The 17,290-nt window shown below is 67.5% G+C and carries 16 protein-coding genes; 10 read left to right on the top strand and 6 right to left on the bottom strand.

Features of this window, described 5'->3' with window-relative positions:
• The 5 genes from K7G19_RS06365 to K7G19_RS06345 all read left to right on the top strand — a co-directional run bounded on the left by K7G19_RS06365 (position 1) and on the right by K7G19_RS06345 (position 8,268).
• Positions 1-2,844 (top strand): type VI secretion system Vgr family protein, encoded by a 2,844-nt coding sequence (locus K7G19_RS06365; RefSeq protein ID WP_226106471.1) that lies wholly within the window; start codon positions 1-3, stop codon positions 2,842-2,844.
• Positions 2,844-3,719 carry a DUF4123 domain-containing protein gene (locus tag K7G19_RS06360; protein WP_226106470.1) on the top strand — a complete coding sequence of 292 codons (876 nt, stop codon included), beginning with the start codon at positions 2,844-2,846 and terminating at the stop codon, positions 3,717-3,719. Before K7G19_RS06365 ends, K7G19_RS06360 begins: the two co-directional genes overlap by 1 nt.
• Complete coding sequence (locus tag K7G19_RS06355) at positions 3,716-6,442, top strand: T6SS effector BTH_I2691 family protein (RefSeq protein WP_226106468.1); 2,727 nt, start codon at positions 3,716-3,718, stop codon at positions 6,440-6,442. The genes K7G19_RS06360 and K7G19_RS06355 overlap by 4 nt, the downstream gene beginning before the upstream one ends.
• Before the next feature lies 1 nt (position 6,443).
• Complete coding sequence (locus K7G19_RS06350) at positions 6,444-7,376, top strand: DUF6708 domain-containing protein (protein WP_226106466.1); 933 nt, start codon at positions 6,444-6,446, stop codon at positions 7,374-7,376.
• Between the two features lie 76 nt (positions 7,377-7,452).
• A complete protein-coding gene (locus K7G19_RS06345; protein WP_226106464.1) occupies positions 7,453-8,268 on the top strand; it encodes an energy transducer TonB in 816 nt (271 codons plus the stop codon).
• A 161-nt stretch (positions 8,269-8,429) separates the two neighbouring features.
• Here K7G19_RS06345 and K7G19_RS06340 read toward each other — a convergent pair whose 3' ends face one another.
• Positions 8,430-9,344 carry a LysR family transcriptional regulator gene (locus K7G19_RS06340; protein WP_149318814.1) on the bottom strand — a complete coding sequence of 305 codons (915 nt, stop codon included), beginning with the start codon at positions 9,342-9,344 and terminating at the stop codon, positions 8,430-8,432.
• 151 nt (positions 9,345-9,495) lie between these two features.
• Between K7G19_RS06340 and K7G19_RS06335 the strand changes: the two genes are divergently transcribed.
• The 3 genes from K7G19_RS06335 (at position 9,496) to K7G19_RS06325 (ending at position 11,954) form a co-directional block, all read left to right on the top strand.
• Positions 9,496-10,908 carry a nucleobase:cation symporter-2 family protein gene (locus tag K7G19_RS06335; protein WP_226106462.1) on the top strand — a complete coding sequence of 471 codons (1,413 nt, stop codon included), beginning with the start codon at positions 9,496-9,498 and terminating at the stop codon, positions 10,906-10,908.
• Between the two features lie 71 nt (positions 10,909-10,979).
• The gene (locus tag K7G19_RS06330) at positions 10,980-11,510 is read left to right on the top strand and encodes a nucleoside deaminase (RefSeq protein ID WP_226106460.1); all 531 of its coding nucleotides are present in this window, start codon (positions 10,980-10,982) and stop codon (positions 11,508-11,510) included.
• A 60-nt stretch (positions 11,511-11,570) separates the two neighbouring features.
• Complete coding sequence (locus K7G19_RS06325) at positions 11,571-11,954, top strand: hypothetical protein (protein ID WP_149318812.1); 384 nt, start codon at positions 11,571-11,573, stop codon at positions 11,952-11,954.
• A gap of 188 nt (positions 11,955-12,142) precedes the next feature.
• Here K7G19_RS06325 and K7G19_RS06320 read toward each other — a convergent pair whose 3' ends face one another.
• Positions 12,143-13,168: a DMT family transporter gene (locus K7G19_RS06320; RefSeq protein WP_149318811.1), complete on the bottom strand. Its 1,026-nt coding sequence runs from the start codon at positions 13,166-13,168 to the stop codon at positions 12,143-12,145.
• A 693-nt stretch (positions 13,169-13,861) separates the two neighbouring features.
• Between K7G19_RS06320 and K7G19_RS06315 the strand changes: the two genes are divergently transcribed.
• Both K7G19_RS06315 and K7G19_RS06310 read left to right on the top strand, forming a co-directional pair.
• A complete protein-coding gene (locus tag K7G19_RS06315; RefSeq protein WP_149318810.1) occupies positions 13,862-14,062 on the top strand; it encodes a SlyX family protein in 201 nt (66 codons plus the stop codon).
• Between the two features lie 82 nt (positions 14,063-14,144).
• The gene (locus tag K7G19_RS06310) at positions 14,145-14,747 is read left to right on the top strand and encodes a DUF1439 domain-containing protein (RefSeq protein ID WP_149318809.1); all 603 of its coding nucleotides are present in this window, start codon (positions 14,145-14,147) and stop codon (positions 14,745-14,747) included.
• A 169-nt stretch (positions 14,748-14,916) separates the two neighbouring features.
• Here the strand turns inward: K7G19_RS06310 and K7G19_RS06305 are convergent, their stop codons facing one another.
• From K7G19_RS06305 to msrB, 4 genes are all read right to left on the bottom strand, one after another.
• The gene (locus tag K7G19_RS06305) at positions 14,917-15,711 is read right to left on the bottom strand and encodes a peptidylprolyl isomerase (RefSeq protein WP_149318808.1); all 795 of its coding nucleotides are present in this window, start codon (positions 15,709-15,711) and stop codon (positions 14,917-14,919) included.
• 75 nt (positions 15,712-15,786) lie between these two features.
• Positions 15,787-16,116 carry a BolA family transcriptional regulator gene (locus tag K7G19_RS06300; protein WP_223819562.1) on the bottom strand — a complete coding sequence of 110 codons (330 nt, stop codon included), beginning with the start codon at positions 16,114-16,116 and terminating at the stop codon, positions 15,787-15,789.
• 16 nt (positions 16,117-16,132) lie between these two features.
• The gene (locus K7G19_RS06295; protein ID WP_149318807.1) at positions 16,133-16,696 is read right to left on the bottom strand and encodes a septation protein A; all 564 of its coding nucleotides are present in this window, start codon (positions 16,694-16,696) and stop codon (positions 16,133-16,135) included.
• Between the two features lie 86 nt (positions 16,697-16,782).
• Positions 16,783-17,223 (bottom strand): peptide-methionine (R)-S-oxide reductase MsrB, encoded by a 441-nt coding sequence (gene msrB / locus K7G19_RS06290; protein WP_149318806.1) that lies wholly within the window; start codon positions 17,221-17,223, stop codon positions 16,783-16,785.
• Between the last annotated feature and the right edge of the window lie 67 nt (positions 17,224-17,290).

The raw sequence follows: 17,290 nt of genomic DNA, 5'->3' as shown, positions 1-17,290 counted from the left end.
ATGGGCGTACTGACCGATATGGCGCATGAACTGGCGGCGCAACTGCGCGCCGCCTTCCGCCAGCACGACCGGCTGCTGCGGCTCGCCACGCCGCTGGGCGAGGACGTGCTGCTTGCCGAGCGTCTGCTCGCGCGCGAACAGCTCGATGGCGGCGGCTTCCGCATCGAGTTGTCGGCGCTGTCGGACGACGCCAGGCTGGACCCGGCCGCCTTGCTGGGGCAGCCGGTCCGCATCGATCTGCTGACGCAGCTCAGCCGCGACAAGCCGCGCGCGTTGCACGGGCATGTAACGGTGTTCGAGCGCGTCGGCGCCAATGGCGGCCTGGCGCGCTACCGGCTCGTGATCGAACCGTGGCTGGCCTTCCTGCGGCATCGGCGCGACAGCTTCCTGTTCCAGGACATGTCGGTGATCGAGGTCGTCGACAGCGTGCTCGGCGACTACCGCGGGCAGGGCAAGCTGGTGCCGGAATGGCGCTGGGCGGTGGCCGACACCGCGGTCTATCCGAAGCGCAGCGTGGTGACGCAGTACGACGAGTCGGATTTCGACTTTGTGACGCGGCTGCTGGCCGAGGAAGGGCTGTTCTACTACTTCGAGCACGAGGCGGCCGATGGCGATGCCCTCGGCGTGCATCGGATGGTGATCGCCGATCGCAACGACGTCTTCAAGGACAACGCCCAGGCCAGCATCCGCTTCGGCCGCGCCGATGCCACCGCCTCGGAGGACGTGATCACCGAATGGCAGGGTGAGCGGCAATGGCAGACCAATGCGGTCGAACTGGCGACCTGGGACTATCGCACCGCCTCGCTGCGCAGCGCGACGCTGAGCACGCACCATGACAATGGCGAACAGGCCAGCCCGCTGACCGACACCGACTACGTCGGCCAGTACGCCTTCGAGGATGCCGAGCAGGCGCAGCGCATCTCGCGCATCGCGATGGAATCGCTCGAGGTCCGCAACAAGGCCTTCCATGGCGGCGGCACGGTCCGCACGCTGGCGCCTGCCACCACGTTCTCGCTGCTGGACCACTACGAGCACGATGGCGACGAGGAAGACGGCCGCCGCTTCGTGGTGCTGTCGGTCACGCACGAGGCGCGCAACAACTTCAACGAGGGTTTCGGCCAGGCCCTGCTGGCGCTGACGGGCCTCGCCCCCGCCGGGAACAATGAGACCCTGCCGCTGTACCGCAACCGCTTCACCGCCGTGCGCGCCAGCGTGCCTTACCGGCCCGCGCTGCGCGGCGACGACGGCCGCCTGCTGCATCCGCGGCCGACCGTGCGCGGCAGCCAGACCGCGCTGGTCGTGGGCGACGGCGGGCCGATCCATACCGACCGCGATCACCGCATCAAGGTCCAGTTCCATTGGCAGCGCGGCGGGCGTTCGTCCAGCCGGCAATCCCACCCGGCCGGCGACGACAACGCCCGCGCCGAGTCGGCGCTGGGTTGCTGGCTGCGCGTCGCCACGCCGGTGGCCGGCGACAACTGGGGCGGTGTCGCGCTGCCGCGCGTCGGCCAGGAAGTGGTGGTGGAGTTCGTCAATGGCGATATCGACCGCCCGGTGGTCGTCGGCGCGGCCTACAACGGCGCCGGCGAGACCGACGCGCAGATCAACAAGCAACAGGCCGGCGCCGCCAACGCGACCGGTAACGCGCCGGCGTGGTTTGCCGGCGAGGGCAAGAACGACAAGGCGCACGCGCACAACGCCGTGCTGTCCGGTATCAAGACACAGGCGCTGTCCGCCAGCCAGACCGGCAACGGCGGCTACAACCAGTTGGTGTTCGACGACACCGAGGGCCAGAGCCGCACGCTGCTGTCGACCACGCAGGCCGCGACGTCGCTGACGCTCGGCCACCACCTGTTCCAGCGCGACAACGCCCGCGAGGCCGATCTGGGCCACGGCGCGGCGCTTGCCACCGACGCCTCCGGCAGCGTCCGCGCCGGTTCCGGCCTGCTGATCGCCGCCGAGGACGGCAGCGTCACGCAACCGCTGCTGCAGAGCGAGCAGGCCGCGACGCAGGTGGAAGAGAGCCTGGAGCTCGCCCGCACGCTGGCACAGCAGGCGGCCAAGCAGAAGGCCGCGCTGCCAGGCGAGCCGGCCACCGATACGCTGCCGGCGCTCGAATCGCTGAAGCACAGCGCTGAAGTGTTGCGGACCGAGGCGAAGGCAGAGGATGGCGGTTCGGCGATCGCCTATAGCGAGCCGCATCTGGTTGTGTCGGGCCCGAAGGGCGTGGCGCTGTCGACGCCGGCCGATGCGGTACTGGTTGCTGGCACCAATGCGACGCTGGTGGCGGGGGAGCATGTCAATCTGGCGGCCGGAGGCAACCTGGCCGTCGCGGTGGCCGATGGCTTGAGCCTGTTTACCGACGGGCAGGGCGGATCGGCGGGATCTGGTTCCGGGGCGGGCGCCGGATCGGGCTCGGTATTGGGCTCCGGATCGGGCTCCGCATCGAGTGGCCAGCGAACGCAGGCCGCGCAGAAGGGCGGCGACGCCAACGGCATGGCCCTGCACGCCGCCACCGGCAAGGTCGAAGTCGCCAGCCTGACCGGCGCCAGCCGCTACGCCGCCGAGCGCACCGTGACGATCGCCTCGACGCAGGCCAATGTCACGGTCGAGGGCAAGCAGCATGTGCTGCTGAACGCCGCCGGGGCGCAGATTCGCGTGCTGGGCGGGAAGATTGAGTTGCATGCGCCGGGCAAGGTGGAGTTCAAGGGGGCGGGGCATCGGTTTGTGGGGCCGGGGGGCGGCGAGGCGAGCAATTCGCTGGCCAAGGGCGACCTGGGGCTGTGCGAGTTCAAGACGCGCGGCGCGGAAGCCGCCGGCGATGCGCTGGTGCCGTTGGGCTGATGGCGATGTTCGATCTGCATCATCGCTTTCTGGACGATTTCACGCACGTCGTGCTGAGCCCGCTGCAGCTGGGACGGCAGGCCGTGGCGGCGTATCCGGTGACGCCGCTGCTTCCTCGCGGCGTCGACGTGCAGCCGCACCTGATGCCGGCACTGCTGGCGCTGGCGGAGCTGGATCGGCAGGCAAGAATCGGCCTGATCGATGCCGCGTTGCGCTGGCAAGAGGACTACCGGCGCCCGTATTTCAGCGCCTGCCTGGTCAGCGAGCATTCGACCGAACGGCTTGCCCATCACCTCGGTACGGCGCAGCTGCTGAGCGTGCCGGACGGCGGCCGCTTTCTGCTGCGCTTCACCGATCCGCGCGTGATGACGCAATTGCTCGGCATCCTCGACGACGCGCAACTCGAGGCCCTGATGGGGCCGGTGGCGCAGTGGCATTGGGTCGATCCGACGGGACAGCGGCGCCAGCGCCTGTCGAGCCACGATCCCCATCTGCCGCTGCGGGTCCGGGCCAGCCAGATCGGGCCGCTGCGCCGCGTGGGCCTGGTCAACGGCTGCCTGCAAACGCTGGTCAGAAGCGGTTGGCCGTGCACGGACGCCGTTTTGCTGGGCCGCCAGCTGGATGACGCGCTGGTCGAGGCCACGCAAGGGCACGGCTTGCGCGATGAAACGGACCGCCGGCTTTACGCGGTCCAGTGCGTGGCGATGCAAGGCCGCCCGGAGGCGCATCCCGCCCTGAGGGCAGCACTGTCGAGGGCAAAAGCCGGCGAACTGAGCTACGTCGGTGCCTGTGCAGAACTGACCGACGACCCGCTGGGCGTTCCGCCTGCGACCGGGACGCACGACAACGATCGACTATGGGAAAAAGCGACATGAACGCAGCCGCCATCGAGGAAGCGTCCAAATGCCCGTTCTGCGACAAGGAAGGGCTGCCGATCCTGCCCGTCCGGTACGCGATCGGCCGCACCGGCAAGAGCAAGAGCGGCCGGCCGCTGGGGCCGGTGCCGCCGGTGCTGGATCCGCAGTTCGGGGACAAGGTGACGGCCATCCCGTTGCCCGAGGACGTGGCGCGCTACACGCTGCGGCTGCTCCGCGCGGGCTACCTCTACGTCTTCAACGAGAAGCGCGGCCTGTGGTCCGCCTACGTGGTGACGGAGGCCGGCTACCTGTATGAATTCGACTTCAACGACCCGGCGCCGCCGCTGCCCGAGGACATCGAGTTCACCTGCAGCAACAAGCAGGATGCGGTGATCGCGCGTTGCATCACGGTCAAGGACGCCCATGTCGCCGGACCGGTCTGGATGGGCTTCTCGGACGTGATGTGGACCGACGAGGTCAAGAAACGGCACAAGCGCCAGGCCTGGCGCGAAAAGCATATGCGCCGGGTCGATATCGACAAATGGCGCGGCGGCGGCGCGGCCTTGCCGCACGTGGCCCCGCTGACGGACGCCAGCAAGCTGGTGGCCGAGTTCCGTGCGGAGGGCGCGACGGTCGAGGAAACGCCCGCGGCCCCCATGTCGGAAAGTCACCCGGACGCGATCACGCTGCCGACCATCGTGGTCAAGGCCTATCCTGCCTTCAGCTTCTCGCCGCACGACTTCAACGCCTGCAAGGAGCAGGAAGCCGATTTGCTCAAATGGGCCGAGGCGGCTGCCAAGCCCTATCGGCCGGCCCTGGCGGCATTGTGGGACCCGGTCGGCATCGCCTCCGAACTCGACCCGCTGATGCACCAGTGCTACGAGGACTTCCTGTACGAGGACCCCGACCGCGCGCGCAAGCTGGCCGTGTCGCAGGCGATCATGTCGATACGCGAGTCGATCGGCAATCATGCCGAACTCGAGGTCATGCGTACAGCCGAGGAGAGCGCCCAGAACGTCGAGATCTACGGAACCGCGGATCCGCACGCGATGCCGATTCCGGGCGGTGCAGGTCCGGAGACCATGGCGGCCGGCAAGATGCTGGCCGAATGGCTGCTCGGGGAACCCGAGAAGGCGCGCAATCGCAGTATCGCTGAGGCCTACCGCGACGTGCCCAAGGCACGCCTGCACCAGGCGCGCAGCAACTCGTGGACCAAGTACGAGACGCGCATGGTGACCGGCGCGAAGCGCTATGACGAGAAGGCGCGCGACGATTTCCAGAAGGCATTCGACCGGGCACTGGACGGGTTCAACAAGAAGACGATCGATCCGCTCGCCAGGGCGCACCGTGCCTGGCTGGAGAGCGAGTCCATGGCCAACGTGTTCGCCTGCAACTACGACGAGACGAATATGCGTAGCGGCGAGGCCTATACCGGCGCGGTCATGCTTTGCATCGGGAACACGCAGGACAAGCCGGTCTGCTTCGAGCTGTACAAGAAATGGCTCGAGGGCAGTCCCGACGACCAGAAGAACCTGCTGCTGCGCGCGCTTGGCTTCAATCAGCAGGACGTGCTCGCGGCGGCCGCCAAGGCGTCGTCGAGCGGCGTGGATCCGTGGAACCTGTCCTGGCCTTCGCTGATCAAGGTCTACGACTTTGCCTTCCAGCGCGTATCGAATCCGGGCACGGCTTCGTGCCTGATCGCCAATTTCATCCTTGGCATCAACGGCCCGTTGGCGTGGGCGCTGAGCAAGGCGACCGCCGATGGTCCCATCAAGGGCATCGCCGTTCTGTTCGGCATGCTGTCCAGGAAGGCGATGGTGCCGCTGCAGGTCCAGGGCGACTACCGGACGTTCCGCCGCGAGCTGATCCGCAAGATCCGCAACCTGAGCGCCGAGGCGGGGCACGATGTGCCGTCGCGCCGGGCCTTGTACGACCCGGTCGAGCTGGAACTGCGGCGCCTCGAGGTGCACGGGCTGCCGATGGAGGGCACGACAAGCAAATCGTTCCTGGTGCTGGTCGATCCCGGTCATCTGAAGAGCATGCCTTCCGGTCTGACCAAGGCGCAGCGTACGGCATGGCTGGCGCGCTCGTTGCGGCTGCCGAACCAGTATGCGCTGATGCGCCTGCCCGGCGCCTGGAAGGGCGTCATCAATACCGATGTGCGCGTCGGCGCGGCCTCATCCGTTCTCGATATCGTCCTGCTGATCAAGCTGTGGAGCGACAGCGACGATTCGATGAACCACAAGGTCGCCGATACCTGGGGGCGCATCCTCGGCGGGGTCGTCGGCGTGGCGGGCGGCATCATCGAGTTGGTGTCGAAGGTCGCCAAGGCGCGCGTCACATTCGGCCTGCAGTTCGGCCGCGCACTGGACGCGTCGCTGGCCAAGATGCTCGAGAGCCTGGGGCGCAGGGCGACCGCGGTCGGGGGTGTCATCATCGCCGTGCTGGACTTGAACCAGGCGCGGCTTGAATTCTCGGAGGGCAATGTCGTCGTCGGCGGTCTCTACGTACTGTCGGCGGCGGTGGGCTTGCTGATGGTCTGGGCCGTTTATGTCGGCATGACCGGCTGGGGCATCGTGATTGCCATTGTGATGTTCGTGATCGCGGGGCTGATCGCCTGGCTTGCCGACGACAAGATCCAGGACTGGCTGGAACGCTGCTACTGGGGCAGCCTCAGCGACGAGCGCTACGGGGACGTCGAAGAGGAGATGGAAGAGCTGAAGCTGGCCACGAAGGACTGATATGGATTTCACGGGACTGGTGCGCAAGTATCGCGTCAACCGGCCAATCGACGACGACGAGCGCGCTCACCGCCTGCGCCAGGGGCAGCGTCTGCAGGTCGAGCCGCACGATCAGCTCTGCGTGATCAAGATCAATTCGAGCTATCTGGATTCGGTCGACCGCTACTACGACTCCCGGGGCGCGCTGACACTGATGGCGCTGGTCGTGATCTTCGTCTGCGTCGGCGGTTTCGTCGCGATGAGCCTGGCCGCGCAGCGGCCGCTGGCGCTGGGCCTGTACACTCCGGGTACCGTCGCCGCCTTCCTCGGGTTCGTGGCCTTCGTGATGGCACCGATCGTGGCGCTGTCGGTATGGATGGCGCGCCGGGAAATCGGGCGCTACACGCACTATCCGATCCGGCTGGATCGGCGCAACCGGATGCTGCATGTGTTCCGGCTGGATGGCAGCATCCTGAGCGTGCGCTGGGACGATGTGTTCTTCACGCTGGGGCGCTGTTCCGGCTCGGTTCAGCCGGTGCGCGATATCCGCGGCCTGGTGCTGGATCGCGACGGCGTCACGGTGCGCGAGCAGTTCGCATTCTCGTTGTGGGAAGTCGATCCGCAGCGCTTGAAGGCGCACTGGGAATTCCTGCGGCGGTATATGGAAGAGGGGCCGAAGGACCTGATCGAGCGCATCCGGTACTGTGTGCCGATCGACGGGCGGCGCGAGCGCTTTCGCGTCGGACTGGAACGTGTCTTCGCCAACGACGCCGGTTCCGCGCCGATCTATTGGCTGATGTGGCCGTTCAATCTTCTGCTGGCGTGCAGCCGCGCGCTGGTGATGGCAACTTGCCGCGTGCCGGTCTGGCCCCAGAACATCGAGGAGGCCGCGCCGGTCTCGAAGGACGATCCCTATGTCAAGGATGCAAGCATCAATCCGCGCCAACTGCGCTGATCGCCGGGTCGCGGGCGATTTCGGGGCGTCGCGGCGCGCCGGATGGAAGGCCTCGCTGACGGCTGCGGTGGCCCTGATGGTCGTTGCACGTGTGGCGAGCGCGGCGGACGCCGCGGGTGCCGCGGGTACCGATAGCGCGGCGCTGGAACTGGCCGCCAAGCGCGTCTCCGAAGCCGTCGCCACCGGCGAAGTGATCCCCGCCGCCAAAGGCACGCTGAAGCAGCAAGGCGACAAGGTCCCGCCGCAACGCGCCGCCTGCCTGTCGGCGATGGAGCCGCGCACGGTCGCCAACCGGATCGGCTATCCGCTGGCGGAGGATTTCTCCAAGGAGGAATTCCTGGCCCTGACCCGTTTCCTCGATACCCCGGAAGGCAAGCGCATCCAGCAGGCGCGTGCCGAGCGGCTGGCATCGGGCAATCTCGTGTTCCGGCTGACGCCGGAGGAGTCCGCGGCGGTCGGCAAGGCCTTGCCGGCGCCGCTGGCGGCGAAGTGGTCCGCCGGCGCCGCCACGCAACCGAAGACGCTGCAGGCGGTGCGCAAGGTGTTCGAGGAACAGCAGGCGATCTGCCGCAACGAGGAAACCTCGCCACGGCTGCCCGGATCCGCGCCGGTCAGCTATCGGGAAGGGCTGCCCCCCAATGTTGGCTGCTCCCAGCCGCGCCTGAGCCTGGTCAGCGAGCTGCCCGACAAACCGGTCTCGGTGACCGTGCGCGTCTGGATCGGCGAGGATGGCTCGGTCGCCCGCACCTCGGTGGAAAAGCCGTCGGGCTTTCGGCCGGTCGACAACGCGGCGCGCCGGGCGATGAACGGCATGCGTTGTTCGGCTCGGGGTAGCGGGACCTTGGTGCCGTTTACGACGACGCAGTCGTTTGTGGTTCGTGCCGGCGGCTAACGTCGGGTAGGCCGGGCATGGCAGGCAGCGCGGGTCAGGGGTAGCGCGGATACGGTGGGCAGCACCGATCAGGGGTAGCGCGGATACGGTGGGCAGCGCGGATCAGGAGTAGCGCCAATACGGCGCGCAAGCGCGCGTCGCACTACCAATGACGGCGCCGACTACAACGTTGTCCTCTTCCCCTCCCGATCCACCTCGAACACCTTGTGCTCGCCAAGCCGGCGCTTCAGCCACAGCCCGGCCTTGCCCAGTACGTGCGCCTTGGCCCAGATCAGATCCACGCCGACCAGCCAGTCGGTGTACGGATAGGCGGTCAGCGGCAGTTCCACCAACTCACCTGAAGCCAGCTCCGAGAGGATCAGCTGCCGCGGCAGCGTGGTCCAGCCGAGGCCCGTGCGCGCCAGTTCGAGCAGCGCCGCGTAGCTTTCCGCCTGCCAGCAGCGCGTCGCGTCGAGGTATTCGCTGCTGGGCAGCTTGTGGTTGTGGCCGCTGAACACCAGGCGCCGGTGCGCGCGCAGGTCGGCGAAGTCGACGCGCTTCAGCTTCGAAAGCGGATGGTCGCGGTGCGCGACGTGCGACAGGATCAGCTTGCCCATCTGCGCGAAGCCCAGATCGCGCGGGTACGCCGGCTGCGAGAACGCGATGCCAAGGTCCGCTTCGCCCCTCGCGAGCAGTTCGGCCACGTCGCCATGCAGCGGATGGCGAATCTGCAGGTCGACGTGCGGAAAGCGTTCGGCGAAGTCCCGTAGCGGCGGCATCAAGGTCGAGTAGGGGACCTCGATCGCCAGCGTCAGCGCCGGTTCGACGCGTTCGCCCAGCTCGTTGGCATGCGCCTCCAGCTGCAGGCAGCGCTCCAGCACCAGTTCGGCTTCGTTGCGCAGCTTCTCTCCGGCCGGTGTCAGTGTCGATGCCTTGCCGCCGCGTTCGAACAGTACCAGGCCGAGGTCGGCCTCCAGATTGGCGATCGCGGTGCTGACCGCGGACTGCGTCTTGCGCAACTGCCGGGCCGCGGCCGAGAACGAGCCGGTGCTGGCCACCAGGGTGAACATTTCCAACTGATCTAGCGAATAGCGCATCGCGGGCCTGGCTCCTGCCTGTCAAAAAACTGCCTATCAAAAAAATCGATGGCTGCCGATTTGGCCCGCCGCGCAAACCCGCCGGATTATGGCGCACCGATCCGGCCGGCGCAAAAAGCGCGGGACCACAGACCAGACGGAGGAGACCACGATGAATTCGCAGCAGCAGGCGCACCCCGACCCGATGCAGCAGAACCCCGCCGCGCACCCGGCCAAGGAGCCGGCCGTCCACCCGGTCGATCAACGATTGCCCTTGCGGCAGCTGGCCAGCTTCGGCCTGCAGCATGTGCTGGTGATGTACGCGGGCGCCGTCGCGGTGCCGTTGATCCTCGGCAGCGCGCTCGGCCTGACCCAGCAGCAGATGGTCACGTTGATCAACGCCAATCTGCTGACCTCGGGCATCGCGACACTGATCCAGACGCTGGGCTTCTGGCGCTTTGGCGCGCGCCTGCCGCTGATCCAGGGTTGTTCCTTTATCGCGATCGCGCCGATGATGCTGATCGGCCAGCAATATGGGCTCAGCCACGTGTTCGGCGCGGTGATCGCGGCCGGCGCGCTGACCATCGCGATTGCGCCGCTGTTCAGCCGGCTGCTGCGCTGGTTTCGGTCGGTGGTAATCGGCAGCCTGATCGTGATCATCGGTGTCACGCTGATGCCTGCGGCGGCGATCTGGCTGGGAGGCGGCAATCCCGATGCGCCCGACTTCGGGGCGACGCCGAATCTGTTGCTGGGCCTGGCGACGATCGCCATCACGCTGTTCGTCTACGCGCGCTTCTCCGGCTTTATCGGCAATCTGTCGGTGCTGATCGGCCTGCTGGGGGGCACCGCGATCGCGATGGCCTGCGGCATGACGAGCTTCGACGCGGTCGGGCGCGCCGCCTGGTTCGAAATCAGTCCGCCGTTCGCGTTCGGCGCCCCGTCGTTCGCCCCGATGCCGACGCTGGTGATGCTGCTGGCGATGCTGGTGATCATGGCCGAGACCACCGGCAATGTGCTGGCGATCGGCACCATCGTCGGCCGGCCCTCGACCCAGCGCACACTCGGCGATGCCTTCCGCGCCGATGGGCTGTCGACCATGCTCGGCGGCGTCTTCAACAGCTTTCCCTATAACGCCTTCACGCAGAACACGGGGCTGATCGCGCTTTCCAACGTCAAGAGCCGTTATGTGGTGGCATCGGCGGGCGCCATCATGGTGCTGATGGGCCTGTTCCCGAAGCTTGGCGCGCTGATTGCTTCGGTACCGCGGCCGGTGCTGGGCGGCTGCGCGATCGTGATGTTCGGCATGACGACGGTGGCCGGCATCCAGGAGCTGTCGCGCGTGAGGTTCGACGGCACGCGCAACGCGATCATCGTCGCGGTATCCGTCAGCGTGGGCGTGCTGCCGATGTCGCTGCCGGCGCTGTTCGAGCGCGTCGAAGGGCCGCTGAAGTTGGTGCTCGACAGTGGCATCTTCCTCGGGGCGATCACGGCCGTGCTGCTGAATCTGCTGCTCAACCGCGGGACGGCGCAAGTGGCGGCGCTCGACGGCGGGCATGCCGACGCCGTCGCCACCACCCAGCCTTGATCCCAACGCGGCCATGCCGGCCGCCATCGCATCGCGCCACCAGGGCGCCCACTTCGCAGGAGAATCGTCCGATGCCAGCCATCGACACCCAGACCCACACCCATGGCCACATCACCACGGACAAGCTGACCGAGCTCGATCTTCGGCTGCTGCGCCAGTCGATCGCGCTGGCCGAGGAATCGAAGCAGAACGGCCGCCATCCCTTCGCGGCCATCGTGGCGGACGAGCACGGCAATATCGTCGCCTCGGCGGGCAACAACTCGATGCCGCCGCAGGGCGACCCGACCCAGCATGCGGAGCTGGCCGCGGCGGCGCTGGCCGCCAGGCGCCTGAGCCCCGAGCAACTGGCCCGCTGCACGCTGTACACCAGCGCCGAACCCTGCTGCATGTGCGCCGGCGCGATCTACTGGTGCAATATCGGCCGCGTCGTCTATGCGCTGTCGGAGCACACGCTGTTGGGGCTGACCGGCGACCACCCTGAGAATCCGACCTTCTCGCTGCCGTGCCGCGAGGTATTCGTGCGGGGGCAGCGCCATATCGAGGTGCACGGCCCGATGCTGGAAGACGAAGCCGCGCGCTCCCATACTGGGTTCTGGAAGTAAGGCGGGGCAGGGGCCTCGCGCTTGCTGCCTGTTTGTCACTCGTAGCCAGCGGGAGGCACCATGCCGGAACAACTGACCAAGCATCCCGACGTCACCTTGCAGGTGTTGCGCAGCGCCGGCGCGCGCTGCGGCACGGGAGAGACTCCACAGATACTGAAAAGCTGTCCGGCCGAGCGCTTCTGCCAGCTGCCCGGCGGCGAGATCTGCGTGTTCGGGCTGCCCGATGCGGCCCGCATGACGCAGATAACGAAGGCCGACTGGCAGGCGCTGACCGCGACGATGGCCGGCGTGACGCCCACCGCCGCCCCGGGCGCCCCCGGTGCGCCTGGGACACCGGCCACCGTGCCGCCGACAGCGGCGTCATGGCTATGGATCGTGATCGCCCTCCTCATCGGCGTGGTGCTCGGCGCCGTGCTGTCGCGCCGGCGCCGGCCGCCGCCGTAAGCCGGCGCCGGTCACCGCGCTGAGCCGTGCCGCCCCCCGCCCTGAGCCGGCGCTGGGGACGGCGCTGGGACGGCGCTGGGACGGCGTCTTGGGTGCCAGTTGGGACGGCGTTCAAGCGCCGTTCAGACATCGTTCAGAGGTCATGCAGGCGTCGTTCAGACGGCGACGGAGACGGCGCAGGGCACGAATCAGCCCCCCGGCCTGTTGCGAAACACCAGCGCCAGCCCGAGCAGGATCGTGACCATGCCGCCCAGCGCCAGCGGCGCCAGCCGGTTGCCCAGGATCAGATAGTCGAGCACCGCGGTGCCGGCCGGCACCAGGTAGAACAGGCTGGTCACATTGACCAGATTGCCGCCCTGGATCATCCGGTACAGCAGCAGCGTCGCGCCGATCGAGATCACCAGCGCCATCCAGCCGAGCGGCAGCAGCAGCGCGGGCGTCAGCGAGACGTGGATCGGCTCGAACGGCAGCAGCGCCAGGCACATCAGCAGCGCGATGCCGTATTGCAACGGCATCACGTCGATCGGCGCCTGCCGGATGCCTTTCTGCACGATGGTGCCGGCCGTCATCGTGGCCAGCGCGGTCAGCGCATAGAGCATGCCGGCCACGGGCGTGCCGGCGATGCCGATGCCCTGGTAGACCACCATCACCAGCCCCGCCAGCGCCAGCATCAGCCCGACCAGCCGCAGCGGCGAGAAGCGGCGCTCTGTCAGCAGCAGCGTCAGGATGGGTTGGGCGCCGAGCAGCGTGGCGAGCATGCCGGGCGTGACGTCGCGGTCCAGCGCCAGCAGATAGCAGATCGAATAGCAGCCGGTCAGCAGCAGCCCGACCATCGCGACCCGCGCGCGCTGCCCGGGCTCCGGCAGCCAGCGGCGCCGCCATGCGGCGATCGCCAGCAGCACGCCGAAGGCCAGCACGAAGCGCAGCGTCAGGAAGGCAAAGGCCGAGGCATAGGCCAGGCCCCATTTGGCGACGATCGCGCCGCTGCTCCACAGCAGCACGAATAGCGCGGTGGAGCCGTGGGCGGCCCAGGCATCCGGCAGCCTGACGCGCGAGCGCAGCGACGGTCGGGAGGAGGAGGATCGGGACGAGGTCAGCCGCGACGAGCTCGATCGGGACGAGCTCAGTCGGGACGAGAGCGCCGACGACAGCGCCGACAAGGACAGCAGGGACAAGGTCGATCGCGCCGCATGCGCGAATCTTTGGAAGTTCATCGGTTTCACCTGTCATTGGGTGTGACGGGCTTCGGTCGACCGTGGGCGAACGCCGGTGGCGAATGCGAGCCGGGCATCGTCGAGATGCGCGGCATCGAGCAGGCAGCAAAGGCGTTCGCGCGCGCCGGGCGCGCACGGTCAGACGGAAGACTGGGGGTCGGCTGAGATCAGCCGAGGACGGCCGCGGGCGGCGGGGCTACCGCTGCGACGACGGCGCGCGGCGGCGGTGCAACACCGGCCACGACAGCGCGCGGCGGTGCTACGCCAGCCACGACCGCAGCGGGCGGCGACCCGACAGCGGCCGGCGGCGACCAGACAGGAGAAACAGGGGGAGGTGCCGACGCGCGCGTGCCACCGGCCAGAAAGACCGGATCGGCAATCGAGGAAGCGCGGCGTACAGGCGTCATGGAACCCAAATGGAACCGAAGGGGGTGGAAAACCGTCACACGACCGTCATGGGACGGCCGGTGCGCCGGCGGCGGGTAGGATTGACTATCAATCGACTATCAATCGACGAACCGTCGATGAACATCGAATGCCGTCCGCGGCACGACTCGCGCTAGCGTACACGCTCTATGATGTGCTGACAACCCGCCCGCGCTTGCGCCCGGACCGGTGCGCCGGTCCGGTACAATGCGCGCCCCGCGGGCACATGCCTGCGCGCATGTCTGACATCTGGCATTGGAGGACCTCATGGAATCGCGAATCACCGAGCTGGAGGTCAAGCTGGCCTTCCAGGAAGACCTGCTGGAAACGCTGAACCTGACCGTCGCCAGGCAGCAGCGGCAGATCGAATTGCTGCAGGAGCAGATGCAGGCGCTCTACCAGCAGTTGCCCGCGGCCACCGGCACCGCCGCCGACGGATCGGTGCAGGAAATCCCGCCGCATTACTGAGCGCCCACGGCGCTGATTTGCCGATGGTGGAACGCCGGGACGCCGCCCGGGTCTGACCGAGGTGACCACTCCAGCATCGCGCATGTCTTCGATCTCTTCGCATGGCCGCCGCCGGGGCATCCGGCGACCCCTGGCGGCCACGGCCGCCGCCGCGGCACTGGGCCTTGGCGTCCTGTCCGGCGCGGCCCTTGCCGGCTACAACATCTGGACGGGCGAATACACCTTCACCAGGCAGGAGCTGCAGCGCGCCGTCGAAGGCCGCTTTCCGGCGACGCTGCGCTATGCCCAGGTGCTCGACGTCCGGCTGACCCGGCCGCGGCTGACGCTCGATGCGGTGGGCAACCGGATCACCACGCAGGTCGACGCGCAACTGACCAACAGCCTGCTGCCGGCGCCGCCGGTCAATGGCACGCTGGCCCTGAACAGCGGCTTGCGCTACGACCCCGTCAAGCGTGCCGTGCTGCTCGACAACCCGACCGTCGAGCAGGTCCAGGTCGACGGCGTGCCGGGCCAATACAGCGCGCAGCTCAATGCGGTGGGCAATCTGGTGGCGCAGGAACTGCTGAAGGACTATCCGCTGCACACCTTCAAGCCCGAGGAACTGCAGGTCAACGGCAAGCAGGTCGAGCCCGGCGCGATCACCGTGACGGAGGACGGCATCGCGGTGAAGATCGAGACGAAGTAGGGGGCGGAGATCGCGCGGGGCGAATGCCCGCATTGGGCGGCAAGGGCCCGAGGCCCCAAGGCCCAAGACCCAAGGCCAAAGGCCAAAGGCCCCAAAGAAAAACCGGCGCATGAAGCGCCGGTTTTCTCGTCGACGCCCGGCCTTGACCGGGGCGCCAGGGCAGGCAGCCTTACTGGATCTTGGCCTTGTCCCGCAGCGACTTCATCATCGACTGGAACTGCTCGCGCTGCCAGTTCTGGTCGCTCATCAGCATCTGCTGCAGCTGCGGCTTGGCTTCCTCGAAGGTCGGGATCTTGGTCTCGCGCTCGTCCTCGAGCAGGATCACGTGCCAGCCGAACTGCGTCTTGACCGGGGTCTCGGTCATCTGGCCCTTCTTCAAGCCGGCCATCGCGGCCGAGAACTCGGGCACATAGCTGTTGCTGCTGGCCCAGTCCAGATCGCCACCGTTGGCGGCCGAGCCGGGGTCCTTCGACGAGGCCTTGGCCACGTCGGCGAACTTGGCGCCGCCCTTGATCTTGGCGATGATGGCCTGCGCTTCCGACTCCTTCTCGACCAGGATATGGCGGGCGCGGTATTCCTTGCCGTTGCCGAACTGAGCCTTGATCTTGTCGTACTGCTTGCGCAGCTCGGCATCGCTGGTGCCGTGGGTGCGAACATAGTCCTCGAACACCGCGCCGGCCAGCACGTTCAGGCGGGCCTGTTCCAGCTGCTCCTGCACGTCCGGGTTTTGCGTCACGCCACGCTTGGTCGCTTCCTGCACCAGCAGTTCGCGATCGATCAGCATGTTGCGTGCGCGATCCCGCAGCTCCGGGGAATCCGGCTGGCCGGTGCCGGCGATCAGCTTGTCGAGCTTGGCCGACGGAATGCCCTTGCCATTGACGACGGCGGCATTCTGGGCGAGTGCGGGCAAGCTGCCAGCGGCAAGCACAGCCGCCAGGCTGAACGAGAGGACAGTGGTCTTCATGGAATCAGTGTTGGGAAGTCTGGGGAAGGCTGGACGATTATGCAGAGGCTTGTGCAGACACCGCGCGGATGATGGTCATTGCGCGGAATACTCTTGCTCGGTGAATGCGGACACTGCCAGGGCATGGATCCGCATGGGGAAGAGACTGCGCAGCGCATCATACACCATGCGATGCCGGGCAACCCGGCTCGCGCCGGCGAAGCGTTCGCTGACGATGGTGACATGATAGTGGCCGCCGCCCGAGGCGGCGCCCGGATGGCCGGCGTGCAGCGCGCTGTCGTCGCGCACAGTCAGTTGCGAGGGGGCGAGTTCGGCGCGCAGCAGGGCATCGATCTGCGCGGCGGTGTCGCCGGCGGCGCTGTGGGGGGTACCTTCGGCAGGCAACGAAGAAGAGACGTCGTTCATGGTTCGATGGCCCCGCTCAATCGCGGGCGCTTTCCTGCGCTTTTTCCGGCGCGTTTTCGTGCATATGGCGCGACAGCCAGAGGCTTTGCGCGACGATGAAGACCAGCATCAGGCCCATGCTGCCGAACAGCTTGAAATTGACCCAGATGTCGGTCGAGAACTGGTAGGCCACCCACAGGTTCAGCACGCCCATCACGGCGAAGAAGCCGGCCCAGGCGGTATTGAGGCGGCCCCAGACCGGATCGGGCAGCTTGACGGACTTTTCCATCATGGCGCGGATCAGGTTCTTGCGCCAGATCGCGGCGGACGCCAGCAGCGCGACCGCGAACAGCCAGTACAGCACGGTCGGCTTCCACTTGATGAAGGTCTCGTTGTGCAGCAGCAGCGTGGCGCCGCCGAACACCACGATGATCAGCAGGCTGATCCACTGCATCGGTTCGACCTTGCGGTGGCGCAGCCAGACCCAGCCGATCTGCACGATGGTCGCCGCGATGGCGACCGCCGTGGCGGCGAAGATGCCCGCCAGCTTGAAGGTGACGAAAAACAGGATGACCGGGAACAGGTCGAACAGAAATTTCATGCGGGTCCGTCAGGGGAAGGCGATGCCGGCGGGCGGCATCGCGGAATCGTTATCGTGGGGCCTGGCCGCAGGGTCGGCGCCGCGGGTCAGCCAGGGTTGCCGGATTTGCCGGCGTCGTCGGCGTCGCCCGGTTCGGGCTCGCGGTCGTCGAATTTTAGCGCAGCCGAATTGATGCAATAGCGCAGGCCGGTCGGCGCGGGGCCATCCTCGAAGACATGGCCCAGATGGCTGCCGCATTCCTTGCAGCGCACCTCGATGCGGACCATGCCGTGGCTGCGGTCGACCTGCTCGTCGATCACCTCACCGTTGATGGGCCGGAAATAGCTGGGCCAGCCGCAGCCGGCGTCGAACTTGGTGGTGGACTCGAACAGCGGCGTGCCGCAGCCCACGCAGCGGTAGATGCCGGGCTCCCAGTGGTCCCAGTAGCGGCCGGTGAAGGCGCGTTCGGTGGCGGCCTCGCGCGTGACCCGGTATTCGATGTCGGACAGTTGCGCGCGCCATTCGGCTTCGGTCTTGTTGACGGGCATGATGCGGATCCTCGTTGGGGGACGATCGGACGGTCGGTGTTTGGGGGCGATTTCGGTCTATATCGGC

This window comes from Cupriavidus sp. DB3, from assembly GCF_020418465.1.
GTDB lineage: Bacteria > Pseudomonadota > Gammaproteobacteria > Burkholderiales > Burkholderiaceae > Cupriavidus > Cupriavidus cauae.
The sequence above is the reverse complement of the archived record's forward strand: the minus strand, read 5'-3'. Positions and strand labels throughout refer to the sequence as shown.